19 protein-coding genes are annotated in these 19,143 nt (G+C 70.1%); 18 read left to right on the forward strand and 1 reads right to left on the reverse strand.

The annotated features are described in order from the left end of the window. Positions 1-23 precede the first annotated feature (23 nt). The 6 genes from ACIP6U_RS32530 to nusB all read left to right on the forward strand — a co-directional run bounded on the left by ACIP6U_RS32530 (position 24) and on the right by nusB (position 4,956). Positions 24-506 (forward strand): shikimate kinase, encoded by a 483-nt coding sequence (locus ACIP6U_RS32530; protein WP_401725615.1) that lies wholly within the window; start codon positions 24-26, stop codon positions 504-506. Then, positions 503-1,594: a 3-dehydroquinate synthase gene (gene aroB, locus ACIP6U_RS32535; RefSeq protein WP_401725292.1), complete on the forward strand. Its 1,092-nt coding sequence runs from the start codon at positions 503-505 to the stop codon at positions 1,592-1,594. The genes ACIP6U_RS32530 and aroB overlap by 4 nt, the downstream gene beginning before the upstream one ends. Positions 1,595-1,768: 174 nt before the next feature. Beyond that, positions 1,769-2,641, forward strand: coding sequence for a Pro-rich N-terminal domain-containing protein (locus ACIP6U_RS32540; protein ID WP_401725295.1), 873 nt, complete (start codon positions 1,769-1,771; stop codon positions 2,639-2,641). Positions 2,642-2,797: 156 nt separating this feature from the next. Continuing rightward, positions 2,798-3,904: an aminopeptidase P family protein gene (locus ACIP6U_RS32545; protein ID WP_401725298.1), complete on the forward strand. Its 1,107-nt coding sequence runs from the start codon at positions 2,798-2,800 to the stop codon at positions 3,902-3,904. 48 nt (positions 3,905-3,952) lie between these two features. Continuing rightward, positions 3,953-4,519: an elongation factor P gene (gene efp, locus ACIP6U_RS32550; protein ID WP_401725301.1), complete on the forward strand. Its 567-nt coding sequence runs from the start codon at positions 3,953-3,955 to the stop codon at positions 4,517-4,519. Positions 4,520-4,521: 2 nt separating this feature from the next. Continuing rightward, complete coding sequence (gene nusB / locus ACIP6U_RS32555) at positions 4,522-4,956, forward strand: transcription antitermination factor NusB (protein ID WP_401725304.1); 435 nt, start codon at positions 4,522-4,524, stop codon at positions 4,954-4,956. Between the two features lie 295 nt (positions 4,957-5,251). Here the strand turns inward: nusB and bldD are convergent, their stop codons facing one another. Then, a complete protein-coding gene (gene bldD / locus ACIP6U_RS32560; protein WP_124002855.1) occupies positions 5,252-5,755 on the reverse strand; it encodes a transcriptional regulator BldD in 504 nt (167 codons plus the stop codon). Positions 5,756-6,009: 254 nt separating this feature from the next. On the opposite strand from bldD, the gene pyrR reads away from it, so the two are divergent. From pyrR to coaBC, 12 genes are all read left to right on the forward strand, one after another. Continuing rightward, positions 6,010-6,600: a bifunctional pyr operon transcriptional regulator/uracil phosphoribosyltransferase PyrR gene (pyrR, locus tag ACIP6U_RS32565; RefSeq protein WP_401725307.1), complete on the forward strand. Its 591-nt coding sequence runs from the start codon at positions 6,010-6,012 to the stop codon at positions 6,598-6,600. Positions 6,601-6,679: 79 nt separating this feature from the next. Next, complete coding sequence (locus ACIP6U_RS32570) at positions 6,680-7,660, forward strand: aspartate carbamoyltransferase catalytic subunit (protein WP_124002857.1); 981 nt, start codon at positions 6,680-6,682, stop codon at positions 7,658-7,660. Between the two features lie 5 nt (positions 7,661-7,665). Next, positions 7,666-8,952 carry a dihydroorotase gene (locus ACIP6U_RS32575; RefSeq protein ID WP_401725310.1) on the forward strand — a complete coding sequence of 429 codons (1,287 nt, stop codon included), beginning with the start codon at positions 7,666-7,668 and terminating at the stop codon, positions 8,950-8,952. Further along, a complete protein-coding gene (locus ACIP6U_RS32580) occupies positions 8,949-9,524 on the forward strand; it encodes a hypothetical protein (protein ID WP_401725312.1) in 576 nt (191 codons plus the stop codon). Before ACIP6U_RS32575 ends, ACIP6U_RS32580 begins: the two co-directional genes overlap by 4 nt. Next, complete coding sequence (gene carA, locus ACIP6U_RS32585) at positions 9,521-10,678, forward strand: glutamine-hydrolyzing carbamoyl-phosphate synthase small subunit (protein WP_401725315.1); 1,158 nt, start codon at positions 9,521-9,523, stop codon at positions 10,676-10,678. The genes ACIP6U_RS32580 and carA overlap by 4 nt, the downstream gene beginning before the upstream one ends. After that, positions 10,671-13,979 carry a carbamoyl-phosphate synthase large subunit gene (gene carB, locus ACIP6U_RS32590; protein WP_401725318.1) on the forward strand — a complete coding sequence of 1,103 codons (3,309 nt, stop codon included), beginning with the start codon at positions 10,671-10,673 and terminating at the stop codon, positions 13,977-13,979. The genes carA and carB overlap by 8 nt, the downstream gene beginning before the upstream one ends. A 51-nt stretch (positions 13,980-14,030) precedes the next feature. Beyond that, positions 14,031-15,137 carry a quinone-dependent dihydroorotate dehydrogenase gene (locus tag ACIP6U_RS32595; protein WP_401725320.1) on the forward strand — a complete coding sequence of 369 codons (1,107 nt, stop codon included), beginning with the start codon at positions 14,031-14,033 and terminating at the stop codon, positions 15,135-15,137. Further along, complete coding sequence (gene pyrF / locus ACIP6U_RS32600) at positions 15,134-15,979, forward strand: orotidine-5'-phosphate decarboxylase (RefSeq protein WP_401725323.1); 846 nt, start codon at positions 15,134-15,136, stop codon at positions 15,977-15,979. The genes ACIP6U_RS32595 and pyrF overlap by 4 nt, the downstream gene beginning before the upstream one ends. A gap of 361 nt (positions 15,980-16,340) precedes the next feature. After that, entirely contained in the window at positions 16,341-16,664 is a 324-nt protein-coding gene (locus ACIP6U_RS32605; RefSeq protein ID WP_003977346.1) for an integration host factor, read from the forward strand. A 59-nt stretch (positions 16,665-16,723) separates the two neighbouring features. Continuing rightward, positions 16,724-17,317, forward strand: coding sequence for a guanylate kinase (gmk, locus tag ACIP6U_RS32610; protein ID WP_401725326.1), 594 nt, complete (start codon positions 16,724-16,726; stop codon positions 17,315-17,317). Between the two features lie 40 nt (positions 17,318-17,357). Beyond that, positions 17,358-17,630, forward strand: coding sequence for a DNA-directed RNA polymerase subunit omega (gene rpoZ, locus ACIP6U_RS32615; RefSeq protein WP_019059732.1), 273 nt, complete (start codon positions 17,358-17,360; stop codon positions 17,628-17,630). Positions 17,631-17,759: 129 nt separating this feature from the next. Beyond that, entirely contained in the window at positions 17,760-18,962 is a 1,203-nt protein-coding gene (gene coaBC / locus ACIP6U_RS32620) for a bifunctional phosphopantothenoylcysteine decarboxylase/phosphopantothenate--cysteine ligase CoaBC (protein WP_401725329.1), read from the forward strand. Positions 18,963-19,143: the final 181 nt, after the last annotated feature.

Raw genomic sequence — 19,143 nt, forward strand, 5'->3', positions numbered from 1 at the left:
CCGTGGTCGTGCTGGTGGGCCCGATGGGGGTCGGCAAGTCGACCGTCGGACAACTGCTGGCCGAGCGCCTCGGCGTCGGCTACCGGGACACCGACGACGACATCGTCGCCGAGCAGGGCCGGACCATCGCCGAGATCTTCGTCGACGGGGGCGAGCCCGCCTTCCGGGCGATCGAGAAGGAGGCGGTGCGCCGGGCGCTCGCCGAGCACGACGGCGTCCTCGCCCTGGGCGGCGGCTCGGTCCTCGACGAGGACACCCGCGCGCTGCTGGCCGGGCAGCGGGTCGTCTACCTCTCGATGGACGTGGAGGAAGCCGTCAAGCGCACCGGCCTCAACGCCGCTCGCCCGCTCCTCATGATCAACCCGCGCAAGCAATGGCGCGAACTGATGGAGGTCAGGCGGCACTTGTACGAGGGGATCGCCACCGCGGTCGTGGCCACCGATGGCCGTACGCCCGAAGAGGTCACCCAAGTCGCCCTGGACGCACTGGAGTTGAAGGAAGCATGAGCGAGGCAGTGACCCGGATCCAGGTCGGCGGCACAGCGGGCAACGAGCCGTACGAGGTCCTGGTGGGCCGTCAACTCCTGGGCGAGCTCGCCGGGTTGATCGGCGAGAAGGCCAAGCGCGTGGCCGTCGTGCACCCCGAGGCGCTCGCCGAGACCGGTGAGGCGCTCCGCGCGGACCTGGCCGAGCAGGGCTTCGAGGCCGTCGCCATCCAGGTGCCCAACGCGGAGGAGGCCAAGACCGCCGAGGTCGCCGCCTACTGCTGGAAGGCGCTCGGCCAGTCCGGCTTCACCCGCTCCGACGTCATCGTCGGCGTGGGCGGCGGGGCCAGTACCGACCTGGCCGGATTCGTCGCCGCGACCTGGCTGCGCGGGGTGCGCTGGATCGCCGTACCGACCACCGTGCTGGCCATGGTGGACGCGGCCGTCGGCGGCAAGACCGGCATCAACACCGCCGAGGGCAAGAACCTGGTCGGCGCCTTCCACCCGCCGGCCGGCGTGCTGTGCGACCTGGCCGCGCTGGACTCGCTGCCGGTCAACGACTACGTCTCCGGACTCGCCGAGATCATCAAGGCGGGCTTCATCGCCGACCCGGTGATCCTGGACCTCATCGAGGAGGACCCCGAGGCGGCCCGCACGCCCGCGGGCCCGCACACGGCCGAGCTGATCGAGCGCTCCATCCGCGTCAAGGCCGAGGTGGTCTCCTCGGACCTCAAGGAAGCCGGTCTGCGCGAGATCCTCAACTACGGCCACACCCTGGGTCACGCCATCGAGAAGAACGAGCGCTACAAGTGGCGGCACGGCGCGGCCGTCTCCGTCGGCCTGCACTTCGCGGCCGAACTCGGCCGTCTGGCGGGCCGGTTGGACGACACGACGGCCGACCGCCACCGCACGATCCTCGAATCGGTCGGCCTGCCGCTGCACTACCGCTACGACCAGTGGCCCAAGCTCCTGGAGAACATGCGGGTCGACAAGAAGTCCCGCGGCGACCTGCTCCGCTTCATCGTCCTGGACGGCCTGGCCAAGCCGACCGTCCTGGAGGGCCCCGACCCGGCCGTCCTGCTCGCCGCGTACGGCGAGGTGGGTGAGTAAGTCCACTGGAGCGCCGTCCGTCCGAAATGCCGATCTGCCCTTGTGGGCACGGGCACTTCGGACCGCCCCCGGCCGTTCACCAAACGGCGGCCGGGGAAGGTACCGTTCGGTAGGGAGTGGGGGCCAGCCCCCGTCGCCAGCGCCAATTGCCTGTACGAGACGGAGTGGCACCGGATGCAGCACGCAGTGGGTTCTCCGCTGCCGCCGCCCCATCAGCCGGGGCACGGACCCGCCGCCGGCTGGTCGCCGGCCGCGCACCACCCGGGTCACCCGGGCCCGCACCAGGGCGCGGCCCCCGTGCCACCGCCGCCGCAGGCCCCGGGCTACCCGGGAGCGCCTCCTGCCATGGCCCCGCCGCCCGCACCACCCCAGGCCCCGACGCCGCCGCCACCGGTCCCGGACACCACCGGCCATGTCCCGCTGCCGCCCGGCGGCCCGGTCGCCATGCCCAGCGTCCCGCCGACCGCCACGGCCGGCGCGGACCCGACGTCCACGACCCTCGCCGTGCTGCTGATCGGCCCCGCGGGCGCCGGCAAGACGAGCGTCGCCAAGTACTGGGCGGACCACCGTCGGGTCCCCACGGCCCACATCAGCCTCGACGACGTGCGCGAATGGGTCCGCTCGGGCTTCGCCGACCCCCAGTCCGGCTGGAACGACCACTCCGAGGCCCAGTACCGCCTCGCCCGCCGCACCTGCGGCTTCGCCGCCCGCAACTTCCTCGCCAACGGCATCTCCTGCATCCTCGACGACGCCGTCTTCCCGGACCGCCCGGTCGTCGGCCTCGGCGGCTGGAAGCGCCACGTCGGCCCCGGCCTCCTCCCCGTCGTCCTCCTCCCCGGCCTCGAAGTGGTCCTGGAACGCAACGGCGAACGCGCGGGCAACCGCCGCCTCACCGACGAAGAGGTGGCCCGCATCCACGGCCGCATGGCGGGCTGGTACGGCTCGGGCCTCCCCATCATCGACAACTCCCAGTTGGACGTGGCCCAGACGGCAGCGGTCCTGAACGACGTATTGGCCCGCTCCATCGCAAGCCCCCCGAACTGGTAGATGCCGGGTGAGTGCACGTCCCTCAAGGGGCGCGGGGAACTGCGCGGCCAGCCCCCACCGGCCGTCAGTCGGGACACAACCGTCACCACCCCCCGCGTCCCCCAAACGGCACCCCTCCAACCGGCACAAATCACCCACCCCTCCTACGCTCATCTCATGTCAGAGATGTACGCGATCCGCCGAACCCGGCTCAGGGAACAGTGCAACGCCGCCGGCAACACGGCCGCGCTCGTCTCCCGCCCGGCCAACGTCCGCTACCTCGCAGGCGCGTCGCCCAAAGGCGCGGTCCTGCTCCTGGGGAAGACAGAAGACCTCCTCCTCTGCACCGGCCCCCCGGACGAAAGACCCACGGACGGCCGCCCCGACGAGACCATCCGCGTACAGAGCCTCCCGAGCAGCGCAGGCGACCCCGCGGTCGCGGCCGCGGGCCTCGCCAGGACTCAGGGCGCGGAATCCCTCGCCGTGGAGGAACACCACCTCACCGTCGCCCGGCACCGAGAGATCCGCTCGGTCGCACCGCGCATCCGCGTCGCAGACCTCGGCGGGGCGGTGGAACAGCTCCGGGTCGTCAAGGACGAGGAGGAGATCTCCTGTCTCCGCATCGGCGCGGAGATCGCCGACCAGGCCCTGGGCGAACTCCTGGAGTCCATCCTCGTCGGCCGCACCGAACGCCATCTCGCCCTGGAGCTGGAGCGCCGCCTGGTCGACCACGGCGCCGACGGCCCCGCCTTCGCCACCTCCGTCGCGACCGGCCCCAACGCCGGCCGGCGCGCACACCTGCCCACCGACCGCCGCGTGGAGGAGGGAGATTTCCTCTCCGTCTGCCTCGGCGCGAGGTACCGCGGCTACCGCTGCGAGATCGGGCGTACGTTCGTGATCGGGACCTCGCCGGCCGACTGGCAGATCGAGCTCTACGACCTCGTCTTCGCCGCCCAGCGCGCCGGCCGCGAGGCTCTGGCGCCCGGCGCCGCCTACCGCGATGTGGACCGGGCGGCACGCCAGGTACTGGACTCGGCGGGGCATGCGGAGAGGCTGTCGGCGCTGATGGGGCACGGGGTGGGGCTCGAAATCGACGAGGAGCCGCAGTTGGCCCCCGCGGCCATGGGTAAACTGGACGCCTGCGTGCCGGTCACCGTCGAACCGGGGGTCCACCTCCCGGGCCGGGGCGGTGTCAGGATCGATGACACGCTCGTCGTCCGCCCCGAGGCGGACGGCGGACCCGAGCTACTCACCATCACGACCAAGGAGCTCCTAGCGCTGTAACGCGCGTGCCCCGTGGTCGTCCACGTCAGTCCAGGAGATTCCGCAACCGTGGCTTCCACGAACGACCTCAAGAACGGCCTGGTGCTCAAGCTCGACGGAGGCCAGCTCTGGTCCGTCGTCGAGTTCCAGCACGTCAAGCCCGGCAAGGGCCCTGCCTTCGTGCGCACCAAGCTCAAGAACGTGCTGTCCGGCAAGGTCGTCGACAAGACGTTCAACGCCGGCGTCAAGGTCGAGACGGCCACTGTCGACAAGCGCGACATGCAGTTCTCGTACATGGACGGCGAATACTTCGTCTTCATGGACATGCAGACCTACGACCAGCTCATGGTCGACCGCAAGGCCGTCGGCGACGCCGCCAACTTCCTGATCGAGGGCTTCACGGCCACCGTGGCGCAGCACGAGGGCGAGGTGCTCTTCGTCGAGCTGCCGGCCGCCGTCGAGCTGGTCGTCCAGGAGACCGAGCCGGGCGTCCAGGGCGACCGCTCCACCGGCGGCACCAAGCCCGCGACGCTGGAGACGGGCCACCAGATCCAGGTCCCGCTCTTCATCACCACCGGCGAGAAGATCAAGGTCGACACCCGCACGAGCGACTACCTCGGCCGGGTGAACAGCTAACCGTGGCTGCTCGCAACACGGCCCGCAAGCGCGCCTTCCAGATCCTCTTCGAGGGCGACCAGCGCGGAGCCGACGTCCTGACGGTCCTCGCGGACTGGATCCGACTCTCCCGGGACGACACCCGGCAGCCGCCGGTGAGCGAGTACACGATGCAGCTCGTCGAGGGCTACGCCGAGCACGAGCGGCGCATCGACGATCTGATCTCCCAGTACTCGGTCGGCTGGACGCTCGACCGGATGCCGGTCGTGGACCGCAACATCCTGCGGCTGGGCGCGTACGAGCTGATCTGGGTCGACGAGACCCCGGACGCGGTCGTCCTCGACGAGATGGTGCAGCTGGCGAAGGAGTTCTCGACGGACGAGTCGCCCGCGTTCGTCAACGGTCTGCTGGCCCGCTTCAAGGACCTGAAGCCCTCGTTGCGCCGGGACGAGGAGTAGGCCTTCCGGTACGAAGAACGCCGGGGGCCCGCAGCGTGCTTGCTGCGGGCCCCCGGCGTTCTTGTCCGCCCAGGGGGTGGGTGGTGTCGTTGTAGGGCGGCTGCGGGCCGTCTGGGGCTTGTCGCGCCCGCGCGGCGGAGCCGCATATCGACACGGCCCCGCGCCCCTGGGAGCTGCCCTCACGTCTCCCGAGACGTGAGCGGCGATGGAGCACCGACAAAAGAACGCCGGGGCGCCCGGAACCCTAAAGTTCCGGCCACCCCGGCGGCACGTTTCTGCTCTTGTGCGGTACGGCTCAGTTCTCCTCGTGGGAGGCCACCGCGCGGCGGGCGTCCGCGTCCAGGACGCCCCAGCTGATCAGCTGCTCGGTGAGGACCGAGGGGGACTGGTCATAGATGACGGCGAGTGTGCGCAGGTCGTCCTGGCGGATCGACAGCACCTTGCCGTTGTAGTCGCCGCGCTGGGACTGGATCGTGGCCGCGTACCGCTGCAGCGGGCCCGCCTTCTCGGCCGGCACCGTGGCCAGCCGCTCCAGGTCGAGGACCAGCTTCGGCGGCGGCTCGGCGGCACCGCCCGGGGTCGTGCCCGGCAGCAGCTCCTGCACCGGCACACCGTAGAAATCCGCCAGCTCGGCGAGGCGCTGCACGGTCACGGCACGGTCACCGCGCTCGTACGACCCGACCACGACCGCCTTCCAGCGTCCCTGGGACTTCTCCTCGACACCGTGGAGGGAAAGGCCCTGCTGGGTGCGGATGGCCCGGAGCTTGGCCCCGAGCTGTTTGGCGTATTCGCTGGACATATAGCTCCCCGGACACTGGATCGACGCGACCGATGGTGTTTCCGAGCCGCGCGTCTGGTAACTCACTGTGAGGTTACGCAGCGTGACTCTCGCCCGTCAAGCCGAATGGTCCACACCGCCTCTTCTGGGGAACCCGTGGCTGATTACGCCAGGGGGGTGATCAGGGACGTCGTCCGGGCCTGCTACCGTGGATGGCGCAAATCCGACGTCCTTTAACGTCCGTCCCGTGAGGCGGAGAAGGAGGTCCGTTTCATATGGACAAGCAGGACAAGCACGACACGTACGCCTCCGATGCCCGGCCCGTGCTCGAAGGACCCGACATCGCGCGGGTGTTGACCCGCATCGCCCACGAGATCGTCGAACGCGCCAAGGGTGCCGACGACGTGGTGCTCCTCGGCATTCCGACCCGAGGCGTCTTCCTCGCCCAGCGGCTGGGCGTCAAGCTGGAGGAGATCACCGACCGCAAGATCCCGGTCGGCGCCCTCGACATCACCATGTACCGCGACGACCTGCGCATGCACCCGCCGCGTGCGCTGGCCCGCACGGAGATCCCCGGCGACGGCATCGACGGCCGCTTGGTCGTCCTCGTCGACGACGTGCTCTTCTCCGGTCGCACCATCCGCGCCGCCCTCGACGCCCTGAACGACATCGGGCGTCCGCGCGCGGTGCAGCTCGCGGTCCTGGTCGACCGCGGCCACCGCGAACTGCCCATCCGCGCCGACTACGTCGGCAAGAACCTCCCCACGTCGTTGCGGGAGACGGTCAAGGTCCTGCTCGCCGAGGAGGACGGTCGCGACACCGTGCTGCTCGGTGCGAAGCCGGCCGCCCCGGGCGCGTCGCAGTAGCACTCCGGCTCCCGCCGAAGTGCGCTCACGTATGCCCGTATGCCCGAAAACTCCTGAATTGCCTTACGGAGCCTGACAGATGCAGCGTCATCTCATCTCGGCCGCCGACCTCACCCGCGACGACGCCGTCCTGATCCTCGACACCGCCGAGGAGATGGCCCGGGTCGCCGACCGGCCGATCAAGAAACTGCCGACCCTGCGCGGCCGTACCGTCGTCAACCTCTTCTTCGAGGACTCCACGCGCACGCGTATCTCCTTCGAAGCCGCCGAGAAGCGCCTCTCCGCGGACGTCATCAACTTCACCGCCAAGGGGTCGAGCGTCTCCAAGGGCGAGTCCCTGAAGGACACCGCCCAGACCCTGGAGGCCATGGGTGTCGACGCCGTCGTCATCCGGCACGGCGCCTCCGGAGCGCCCTACCGCCTCGCCAACTCCGGCTGGATCGACGCGGCCGTCATCAACGCCGGTGACGGCACCCACCAGCACCCCACGCAGGCCCTGTTGGACGCCTTCACCATGCGCCGCCGGCTCATCGGGCGGGACGCCGGGATAGGGCAGGACCTGGACGGCAAGCGGATCACGCTCGTCGGCGACATCCTGCACAGCCGTGTCGCCCGCTCCAACGTCGACCTGCTGCACACCCTCGGCGCCGAGGTCACCCTCGTCGCCCCGCCGACCCTGGTGCCGGTCGGCGTCGAGTCCTGGCCCTGCGAGGTGTCGTACGACCTCGACAGCACGCTCTCCAAGAGCGACGCGGTGATGCTGCTGCGGGTCCAGCGCGAGCGCATGAACGCCGCCTTCTTCCCGACCGAGCGCGAGTACTCCCGGCGCTACGGCCTGGACGGCGACCGCATGGCGAAGATGCCCGAGCACGCCATCGTGATGCACCCCGGGCCGATGGTCCGCGGCATGGAGATCACCGCCGAGGTGGCCGACTCCGAGCGCTGCACCGCGATCGAGCAGGTCGCAAACGGAGTCTCCATCCGGATGGCCGTTCTGTACCTCCTGCTCGGCGGCAACGAACCCGCCGTCTCCCACGCCCGCACCATCGAGGAGAAGTAAGTCCCATGAGCAAGATCCTGATCCGTGGTGCGAAGGTGCTCGGCGGCGAGGCGCAGGACGTCCTGATCGACGGCTCGGTCATCGAGGCCGTCGGCCCGGGGCTGTCCGACGAGGGCGCCGAGGTCGTGGACGCCGAGGGCAAGGTGCTGCTGCCGGGCCTGGTCGACCTGCACACCCATCTGCGCGAGCCCGGCCGCGAGGACTCCGAGACGGTGCTGACCGGCACGCGCGCGGCGGCCTCCGGCGGCTACACGGCCGTGTTCGCCATGGCCAACACCTTCCCGGTCGCCGACACCGCCGGCGTGGTCGAGCAGGTCTACCGGCTCGGCCAGGAGCACGGCTACTGCGACGTGCAGCCCATCGGCGCCGTCACCGTCGGCCTGGAGGGCCGCAAGCTCGCCGAACTGGGCGCCATGCACGAGTCGGCCGCCGGCGTCACCGTCTTCTCCGACGACGGCAAGTGCGTCGACGACGCCGTGATCATGCGCCGGGCGCTGGAGTACGTGAAGGCCTTCGGCGGGGTCGTCGCCCAGCACGCGCAGGAGCCGCGGCTGACCGAGGGCGCCCAGATGAACGAGGGCGTCGTCTCCGCCGAGCTGGGCCTGGGCGGCTGGCCGGCGGTGGCCGAAGAATCGATCATCGCCCGGGATGTCCTGCTCGCCGAGCACGTCGGCTCCCGCGTCCACATCTGCCACCTCTCGACCGCCGGCTCCGTCGAGATCGTCCGCTGGGCCAAGTCCCGCGGCATCGACGTCACCGCCGAGGTCACCCCGCACCACCTCCTGCTCACCGACGAGCTGGTGCGCAGCTACAACCCGGTCTACAAGGTCAACCCGCCGCTGCGCACCGAGCGGGACGTGCTCGCCCTGCGCGAGGCCCTCGCGGACGGCACGATCGACATCGTCGCCACCGACCACGCGCCCCACCCGCACGAGGACAAGGACTGCGAGTGGGCCGCGGCCGCCATGGGGATGGTGGGCCTGGAGACCGCGTTGTCAGTGGTGCAGGAGACCATGGTGGACACCGGGCTCCTCACCTGGGCCGGGGTCGCCGAGCGCATGTCCGTCAAGCCTGCCGAGATCGGGCGGGCCAAGGGCCACGGCCGTCCCGTCTCGGCTGGTGAGCCCGCCAACCTCACGCTCGTCGACACGGCATACCGTGGGTCGGTGGACCCCGCGGGCTTCGCCTCGCGCAGCCGGAACACCCCGTACGAGGGGCGTGAGCTGCCGGGCCGTGTGACGCACACGTGGCTCCGGGGCAAGGCCACGCTCGTCGACGGGAAGCTCACGTGACATCTGCAACTCTGCTCGCCGCCGCATCGCTCGCCGCCGAGAAGAAGTCGGCCGACGTCACCGACTGGGCCGCCCGCATCGGCTGGCTCGTAGGCCTCGGCCTCTTCGTCGCGCTCGTCTACTGGCTGATGCGCGAGGGCTGGAAGTGGCGCGGCACGCTCCAGGGCGACCTGCCGGAGCTGCCCACCGCGCCGGACGACCCCGGTCCGGCGAAACTGACGATGAGCGGCCGCTACCACGGCTCCACCACGGCCGGTCAGTGGCTGGACCGCATCGTGGCGCACGGCCTGGGCACCCGCAGCCGGGTCGAGCTGACCCTGACGGACGCCGGCCTGGACGTCGTACGCCCCGGAGCCACCGACTTCTTCGTCCCGGCCGAGGCGCTGCGCGAGGCCCTGCTCGGCAAGGGCATCGCCGGGAAGGTGCTCAGCGAGGGCGGCCTGCTGATCGTCACCTGGGCGCACGGCGACAAGCTGATCGACTCCGGGTTCCGCTCCGACCACGCGGCCGAGCACGCCGAGTGGGTCGAGACTCTGAACAGCATGATCAACAACACGGAAGGCGCACGATGACGACCTCCATCCAGGGAGCGGCCTCGCAGAGGCACAAGGCAGCTCCCGCCGTACTCGTCCTGGAGGACGGCCGGATCTTCCGCGGCCGTGCCTACGGGGCCGTGGGGGTGACCTTCGGCGAGGCCGTGTTCTCCACCGGGATGACCGGCTACCAGGAGACCCTCACCGACCCGTCGTACGACCGTCAGATCGTCGTCGCGACCGCCCCGCAGATCGGCAACACCGGCTGGAACGACGAGGACGACGAGTCTGCCCGCATCTGGGTCTCCGGCTACGTCGTCCGCGACCCCGCGCGCGTGCCGTCCAACTGGCGGGCCAAGCGCTCCCTGGACGCCGAACTCGTCGCGCAGGGCGTGGTCGGCATCTCCGGCATCGACACGCGCGCGTTGACCCGGCACCTGCGCGAGCGCGGCTCGATGCGCGCCGGCATCTTCTCCGGCGAGGCCATCGTCCCCGAGACCGAACTGGTCGAGCAGGTGCAGGCCCAGCCCCAGATGAAGGGCGCCTCGCTGTACGAGGAGGTCGCCACCAAGGAGGCGTACGTCGTCCCCGCGATCGGCGAGAAGCGGTTCACCGTCGCCGCCGTCGACCTCGGCATCAAGGGAATGACCCCGCACCGCATGGCCGAGCGCGGCATCGAGGTGCACGTGCTGCCCGCCACCGCGAGCGTGGACGACGTCTACGCCGTCGAGCCGGACGGCGTGTTCTTCTCCAACGGCCCGGGCGACCCGGCCACCGCCGACGGCCCGGTCGCGCTGATGACCGCCGTCCTGGAGCGCCGGACCCCGTTGTTCGGCATCTGCTTCGGCAACCAGATCCTCGGCCGCGCCCTCGGCTTCGGCACCTACAAGCTGAAGTACGGCCACCGCGGCATCAACCAGCCGGTGCAGGACCGTACGACCGGCAAGGTCGAGGTCACCGCGCACAACCACGGGTTCGCCGTGGACGCGCCGCTCGACCAGGTCAGCGAGACGAAGTTCGGCCGCGCCGAGGTCTCCCACGTCTGCCTGAACGACAACGTCGTGGAGGGGCTCCAGCTGCTCGACCAGCCCGCCTTCTCCGTCCAGTACCACCCCGAAGCAGCGGCGGGCCCGCACGACGCGGCCTACCTGTTCGACCGCTTCACGTCTTTGATGGAGGGCCAGCGTGCCTAAGCGCACCGATATCCAGTCCGTCCTGGTCATCGGCTCCGGCCCGATCGTCATCGGCCAGGCCGCCGAGTTCGACTACTCCGGTACGCAGGCGTGCCGCATCCTGCGCGCCGAGGGCCTGCGCGTCATCCTGGTGAACTCCAACCCGGCGACGATCATGACCGACCCCGAGATCGCCGACGCCACCTACGTCGAGCCGATCACCCCGGAGTTCGTCGAGAAGATCATCGCCAAGGAGCGCCCCGACGCGCTCCTGCCCACCCTGGGCGGTCAGACGGCCCTCAACACGGCCATCTCCCTGCACGAGGCCGGCACGCTCGACAAGTACGGCGTCGAGCTGATCGGCGCCAACGTCGAGGCCATCAACAAGGGCGAGGACCGCGACCTCTTCAAGGGCGTCGTCGAGGCCGTCCGCCAGAAGATCGGGCACGGCGAGTCGGCCCGCTCGGTCATCTGCCACTCGATGGACGACGTCATCAAGGGCGTCGACACCCTCGGCGGCTACCCGGTCGTCGTGCGCCCCTCCTTCACCATGGGCGGCGCCGGCTCCGGCTTCGCCCACGACGAGGAGGAACTGCGCCGCATCGCGGGCCAGGGCCTCACGCTCTCGCCGACCACCGAGGTGCTCCTGGAGGAGTCCATCCTCGGCTGGAAGGAGTACGAGCTGGAGCTGATGCGCGACAAGAACGACAACGTCGTGGTCGTCTGCTCCATCGAGAACTTCGACCCCATGGGCGTGCACACCGGCGACTCGATCACCGTCGCCCCGGCGATGACGCTGACCGACCGCGAGTACCAGAACCTGCGGGACATCGGCATCGCGATCATCCGCGAGGTCGGCGTCGACACCGGCGGCTGCAACATCCAGTTCGCGATCGACCCGGTCGACGGCCGGGTGATCGTCATCGAGATGAACCCGCGTGTGTCCCGCTCCTCGGCGCTCGCCTCCAAGGCGACCGGCTTCCCGATCGCCAAGATCGCCGCCAAGCTGGCCGTCGGCTACACCCTCGACGAGATCCCGAACGACATCACGCGCGAGACCCCGGCCTCCTTCGAGCCGACCCTCGACTACGTGGTCGTCAAGGCCCCGCGTTTCGCCTTCGAGAAGTTCCCGTCCGCCGACTCCACCCTCACGACCACCATGAAGTCGGTCGGCGAGGCCATGGCCATCGGCCGGAACTTCACCGAGGCCTTCCAGAAGGCGCTGCGCTCCCTGGAGAAGAAGGGCAGCCAGTTCACCTTCGTCGGCGAGCCCGGCGACAAGGTCCAGCTCTTGGAGGAGGCCGTACGGCCCACCGACGGCCGGATCAACACCGTCATGCAGGCCATCCGCGCGGGCGCCACCCAGGAGGAGGTCTTCGACTACACGAAGATCGACCCCTGGTTCGTCGACCAGCTCTTCCTCATCAAGGAGATCGCGGACGAGTTGGCCGCCGCCCCCAAGCTCGACCCCGAGCTGCTCGCCGAGGCCAAGCGGCACGGCTTCTCCGACCAGCAGATCGGTGAGATCCGCGGGCTGCGCGAGGACGTCGTGCGCGAGGTCCGGCACGCGCTGGGCATCCGCCCGGTCTACAAGACGGTCGACACCTGCGCCGCCGAGTTCGCCGCGAAGACCCCGTACTTCTACTCGTCCTACGACGAGGAGAACGAGGTCGCCCCGCGCGAGAAGCCGGCCGTCATCATCCTGGGCTCCGGGCCCAACCGCATCGGCCAGGGCATCGAGTTCGACTACTCCTGCGTCCACGCCTCCTTCGCGCTGTCCGCCGCCGGGTACGAGACCGTGATGGTCAACTGCAACCCCGAGACCGTCTCCACGGACTACGACACCTCCGACCGCCTCTACTTCGAGCCGCTGACGCTGGAGGACGTGCTGGAGATCGTCCACGCGGAGCAGCAGGCCGGACCGATCGCCGGTGTCATCGTGCAGCTCGGCGGCCAGACCCCGCTCGGTCTGGCGCAGGCTCTGAAGGACAACGGCGTGCCGATCGTGGGCACTCCGCCGGAGGCCATCCACGCCGCCGAGGACCGCGGTGCCTTCGGGCGCGTGCTCGCCGAGGCGGGCCTGCCGGCCCCCAAGCACGGCACGGCCACCACGTTCGTGGGTGCCAAGGCCATCGCCGACGAGATCGGCTACCCGGTCCTCGTCCGGCCGTCGTACGTCCTCGGCGGACGAGGCATGGAGATCGTCTACGACGAGACCCGGCTGGAGTCCTACATCGCCGAGTCGACCGAGATCAGCCCCTCCCGGCCGGTCCTGGTCGACCGCTTCCTCGACGACGCCATCGAGATCGACGTCGACGCGCTCTACGACGGCCAGGAGCTCTACCTCGGCGGTGTCATGGAGCACATCGAGGAGGCCGGCATCCACTCCGGCGACTCGGCATGCGCCCTGCCGCCGATCACCCTGGGCGGCTTCGACATCAAGCGCCTGCGGATTTCTACGGAGGCCATCGCCAAGGGCGTCGGCGTGCGCGGCCTGATCAACATCCAGTTCGCGCTGGCCGGCGACATCCTCTACGTCCTGGAGGCCAACCCGCGCGCGTCCCGCACGGTTCCCTTCACCTCCAAGGCGACCGCGGTCCCGCTCGCGAAGGCCGCCGCCCGCATCTCGCTGGGCGCGACCGTCGCCGAACTACGCGCCGAGGGGCTGCTGCCGGCCAACGGCGACGGCGGCGAGCTGCCGTTCGACGCGCCGATCTCCGTCAAGGAGGCGGTCATGCCGTGGTCGCGCTTCCGCGACATCCACGGGCGCGGTGTCGACACGGTGCTGGGCCCGGAGATGCGCTCCACCGGCGAGGTCATGGGCATCGACTCCGTCTTCGGCACGGCGTACGCCAAGTCGCAGGCGGGCGCCTACGGTCCGCTGCCGACCAAGGGCCGCGCCTTCATCTCGGTCGCCAACCGCGACAAGCGCTCGATGATCTTCCCGGCCCGCGAACTGGTCGCGCACGGCTTCGAGTTGCTCGCGACCTCCGGCACGGCCGAGGTCCTCAAGCGCAACGGCATCAACGCCACGATCGTGCGCAAGCAGTCCGAGGGCACCGGCCCCAACGGCGAGAAGACCATCGTCCAGCTCATCCACGACGGCGACGTCGACCTCATCGTCAACACCCCGTACGGCACCGGCGGCCGCCTCGACGGCTACGAGATCCGTACGGCGGCCGTGGCGCGGTCGGTCCCGTGCCTGACGACGGTCCAGGCGCTCGCCGCCGCCGTCCAGGGCATCGACGCCCTCAACCACGGTGACGTGGGCGTCCGTTCACTCCAGGAACACGCCGAACACTTGACCGCGGCCCGCGACTAGCAGCCAAGAGGGGGACACCGGAAACGGTGTCCCCCTCTTCATGAGGACACCATGTACAAGATCTTCTTCAATCTCGTCTTCAAACGGATGGACCCGGAGCAGGCCCACCACCTCGCCTTCCGCTGGATCCGCCTCGCCGTCCGCGTCCCGGTGCTGCGCACCTTCGTCGCCGCCGCCCTCGCGCCCCGCCACAAGGAGCTGCGCACCGAGGCCTTCGGGCTGCGCATGCACGGCCCCTTCGGGCTCGCCGCCGGCTTCGACAAGAACGCGGTCGCCATCGACGGCATGACGATGCTCGGCTTCGACCACGTCGAGATCGGCACGGTCACGGGGGAGGCGCAGCCGGGCAACCCCAAGAAGCGCCTGTTCCGCCTCGTACCGGACCGCGCGCTCATCAACCGCATGGGCTTCAACAACGAGGGCTCGCTGGCCGTGGCGGCCCGTCTGGCGGCCCGTGAGCCGGTCTTCAGGACCGTCGTGGGCGTCAACATCGGCAAGACGAAGGTCGTGCCGGAGACGGAGGCCGTCGGCGACTACGTGAAGTCGACCGAGCGTCTCGCGCCGTTCGCCGACTACCTGGTCGTCAACGTCTCCTCGCCCAACACGCCCGGACTGCGCAACCTCCAGGCCACCGAGGCGCTGCGTCCGCTGCTGAGCGCCGTGCGCGAGGCGGCCGACCGTACGGTCACCGCTCGCCGTGTCCCGCTCCTGGTGAAGATCGCGCCCGACCTCGCCGACGAGGACGTGGACGCCGTCGCCGACCTGGCCGTCGAACTCGGCCTGGACGGGATCATCGCCACGAACACCACCATCGCGCGCGAGGGCCTCGGCCTGACATCCGAACCCTCACTGGTGAAGGAGACCGGCGGCCTGTCCGGCGCTCCGCTGAAGGCGCGCTCTCTGGAGGTGCTGCGCCGCCTCTACGCGCGCGTGGGCGACCGCATCACCCTCGTGGGCGTCGGCGGCGTCGAGAACGCCGAGGACGTCTGGCAGCGCATCCTCGCCGGCGCCACGCTCGTACAGGGCTACAGCGCGTTCATCTACGAAGGGCCCTTCTGGGGCCGCGCCCTTCACAAGGGACTCGCCGCGCGCCTGCGCACGAGCCCGTACGCCACCCTCGCCGACGCGGTCGGCGCCGACGTAAGGAAGCCGGTATGAGTCCTCTCGAACCCTTCGGCGCGCGACTGCGCCGGACCATGGACGAGCGCGGCCCGCTCTGCGTCGGCATCGACCCGCACGCCTCCCTGCTCACCGAGTGGGGCCTCAACGACGACGTGGCCGGCCTGGAGCGGTTCAGCCGCACGGTCGTCGACGCGCTGTCCGAGCGGGTCGCCGTCTTCAAGCCGCAGAGCGCCTTCTTCGAGCGCTTCGGTTCGCGTGGTGTCGCCGTCCTGGAGAAGACGGTGGAGGAGGCGCGGGCGGCCGGCGCGCTGGTCGTCATGGACGCCAAGCGCGGCGACATCGGCTCGACCATGGCCGCGTACGCCGAGGCCTTCCTGCGCAAGGACTCCCCGCTGTTCTCCGACGCGCTGACCGTGTCGCCGTATCTCGGCTACGGGTCGCTCTCGCCGGCGATCGAGCTGGCGCGCGAGAGCGGCGCGGGCCTGTTCGTGCTGGCGCTGACCTCCAACCCTGAGGGCGGCGAGGTGCAGCACGCGGTCCGCGCGGACGGGCGGACCGTCGGCGCGACGATGCTGGCCCATCTGGCGGCCGAGAACGCGGGGGAGGAGCCCCTGGGTTCCTTCGGGGCCGTCGTCGGCGCCACGCTGGGCGATCTGTCGTCGTACGACCTGGAGATCAACGGCCCGTTGCTCGCGCCGGGCGTGGGTGCCCAGGGAGCCACGCCGGCCGACCTGCCCGCGGTGTTCGGGGGCGCGCTGCCCAACGTCGTCCCGAACGTCAGCCGGGGCGTGCTGCGGCACGGACCCGACACGGGCGCGCTGCGGGCGGCCGCGGATCGTTTCGCCGAGGAGATCCGGGCCGCGCTCGCGGCCGCATGAGGTTCATGACCGGGTGAGTTCCGTGGTCGCGTGCGGCTCGTGACCGTATGAGGCTTTCGCGACGGTCGTCGCAGGCGTTCGAGCTGGTCGTCGGAGTCCTCCGATGAGTGGCTCGGTGACGGTCCGGGGAGCGCTTGAGCCTGAATACATCCTCAAATCCTGGGCATTATGTCCCTAATGTCCGGCCTGGCGGAGGCTGACCAGGACTTTTCCGCTGTTCTCGCTGACTCTGGCGTACTTGGCCGCTAGTCTCCGAGCAGAGTTAACGGGCAAGCGTGTTGCTCGTAGCTCCCCAGGTGTGGGGCGACTAGGTTCCTCACCGGTCCGTATCCGACAGTTCGACATCCGAGGTGACGTAGGCGTGGCTCTTCCGCCCCTTACCCCTGAACAGCGCGCAGCCGCGCTCGAAAAGGCCGCCGCGGCTCGCCGGGAGCGGGCCGAGGTCAAGAATCGACTCAAGCACTCCGGCGCCTCCCTGCACGAGGTCATCAAGCAGGGCCAGGAGAACGACGTCATCGGCAAGATGAAGGTCTCCGCGCTGCTCGAGTCGCTGCCCGGCGTGGGCAAGGTCCGCGCCAAGCAGATCATGGAGCGACTCGGCATCTCCGAGAGCCGCCGAGTGCGCGGTCTCGGCTCCAACCAGATCGCTTCCCTGGAGCGTGAGTTCGGCAGCACCGGCTCCTGAGTCCTGATCACTAGGACAGGGAGTCCCGGGCAGTCCGGGATTGCTGGAATAATCGCTGCATGGCTGCAACATTCCGGGGGACGACCCCCGAGCCCCCGGACGTACGTCCGCGGCTGACCGTGCTCTCCGGCCCCTCAGGGGTCGGCAAGAGCACGGTCGTCGCTCATATGCGCAAGGAACACGACGAGGCCTGGCTCTCGGTGTCGGCGACGACCCGAAAGCCCCGCCCCGGCGAGAAGCACGGCGTCCACTATTTCTTCGTCACCGACGAGGAGATGGACAAGCTGATCGCCAACGGCGAGCTGCTGGAGTGGGCCGAGTTCGCCGGCAATCGCTACGGCACACCGCGTGCGGCCGTGCTGGAGCATCTGGAGTCCGGCGTGCCGGTTCTGCTGGAGATCGATCTCCAGGGGGCCCGGCAGGTCCGCGAGTCCATGGCGGACGCTCTGCTGGTGTTCCTGGCTCCGCCCTCCTGGGAGGAGCTGGTGCGCAGGCTCACCGGACGGGGCACCGAGCCGCCCGAGGTGATCGAGCGCCGTCTGGAGGCCGCGAAGATCGAGCTGGCCGCCGAGCCGGAGTTCGACGTGACCCTTGTCAACACCTCCGTCGAGGACGTAGCACGCGAGCTGCTAGCCTTGATGGAAGTTGTGTGATCGTTTTTCCGATCTCATCCCATCTTTCGGAAGGCAGAGCGTGTCCTCTTCCATCACCGCTCCCGAGGGCATCATCAACCCTCCGATCGACGAGCTCCTCGAGGCCACCGACTCGAAGTACAGCCTCGTGATCTACGCCGCCAAGCGCGCCCGTCAGATCAACGCGTACTACTCGCAGCTCGGCGAGGGCCTCCTCGAGTACGTCGGTCCGCTCGTCGACACCCACGTCCACGAGAAGCCGCTCTCCATCGCCCTGCGCGAGATCAACGCGGGTCTGCTGACCTCCGAGGCCGTCGAGGGCCCCGCGACCTGAGACGTGTACGGCGTCGGCGGATAGTCGTATCCGCAGATCGCGACAGCTTTGTCCACAGGCCCGGCAGCGCGACTGTCGGGCCTGTGGTGTGTCATGGGGTTGTACGGTTTCCGAGCTCGGGGAGAGACGGTGGACAAGCCGAGGGTCGTGCTGGGGGTCAGCGGTGGCATCGCGGCGTACAAGGCGTGCGAGCTGCTGCGCAGACTGACGGAGTCGGGCCATGACGTCCGTGTCGTGCCCACCGCCTCCGCACTGCACTTCGTCGGCGCCGCCACCTGGTCCGCGCTGTCCGGGCACCCGGTCTCGACCGAGGTGTGGGACGACGTCCACGAGGTCCCGCACGTGCGCATCGGCCAGGGCGCCGATCTGGTCGTCGTGGCTCCCGCGACGGCGGACATGCTCGCCAAGGCGGCGCACGGCCTCGCCGACGACCTGCTCACCAACACCCTCCTCACCGCCCGCTGTCCGGTCGTCTTCGCACCCGCGATGCACACGGAGATGTGGGAACACGCGGCCACCCAGGAGAACGTGGCGACACTGCGCCGCCGTGGCGCCGTCGTCATCGAACCGGCGGTCGGCCGGCTCACCGGCGTCGACACCGGCAAGGGACGGCTGCCCGACCCCGCCGAGATCTTCGAGGTCTGCCGCCGCGTGCTGGCCCGCGGAGTGACCGAGCCGGACCTCGCGGGCCGGCACGTCGTCGTCAGCGCCGGTGGCACTCGCGAACCCCTCGACCCGGTGCGCTTCCTGGGCAACCGCTCCTCCGGCAAGCAGGGTTACGCCCTCGCCCGCACCGCCGCCGCGCGCGGCGCCCGCGTCACGCTCGTGGCCGCGAACGCCGGACTGCCGGACCCCGCGGGCGTGGACGTCGTCCCGGTCGGCACGGCGGTGCAACTGCGGGAGGCGGTCCTGAAGGCGGCCGCGGACGCGGATGCCGTCGTCATGGCCGCGGCCGTCGCCGACTTCCGCCCGGCGACGTACGCGACCGGGAAGATCAAGAAGAAGGACGATCACGACCCCGAGCCGATCGTCCTCGTACGGAATCCGGACATCCTCGCGGAGATCTCCACCGACCGCGCCCGCCCCGGGCAGGTGATCGTCGGCTTCGCCGCGGAGACCGACGACGTCCTCGCCAACGGACGCGCCAAGCTGGCGCGCAAGGGCTGCGATCTGCTGGTGGTGAACGAGGTGGGGGAGCGCAAGACGTTCGGCTCCGAGGAGAACGAGGCGGTGGTGCTGGGCGCCGACGGCAGCGAGACCCTCGTGCCGCACGGCCCCAAGGAGGCCCTGGCCGAAATCGTCTGGGACCTGGTGACGGGACGCCTGAGCTGAATGTTTCATTCGCCTCTCGGTCACCTCAAACCTCGACGACGAGGCGTGGCGACTCTGGCCAAGGCCGCTCGGTATTGGGCAGAATGCGCGTGCCGCAGGTCACAGCACTCCCGAGGCGCGAGACAGGGGGGCCGTTGGCCGAGTGCGACCGATAAACTGTTCTCGGACGATGCCGGGCGCA

The sequence above is a fragment of the Streptomyces sp. NPDC088794 genome (assembly GCF_044750545.1).
In the GTDB taxonomy this organism is placed as follows: Bacteria; Actinomycetota; Actinomycetes; order Streptomycetales; family Streptomycetaceae; genus Streptomyces.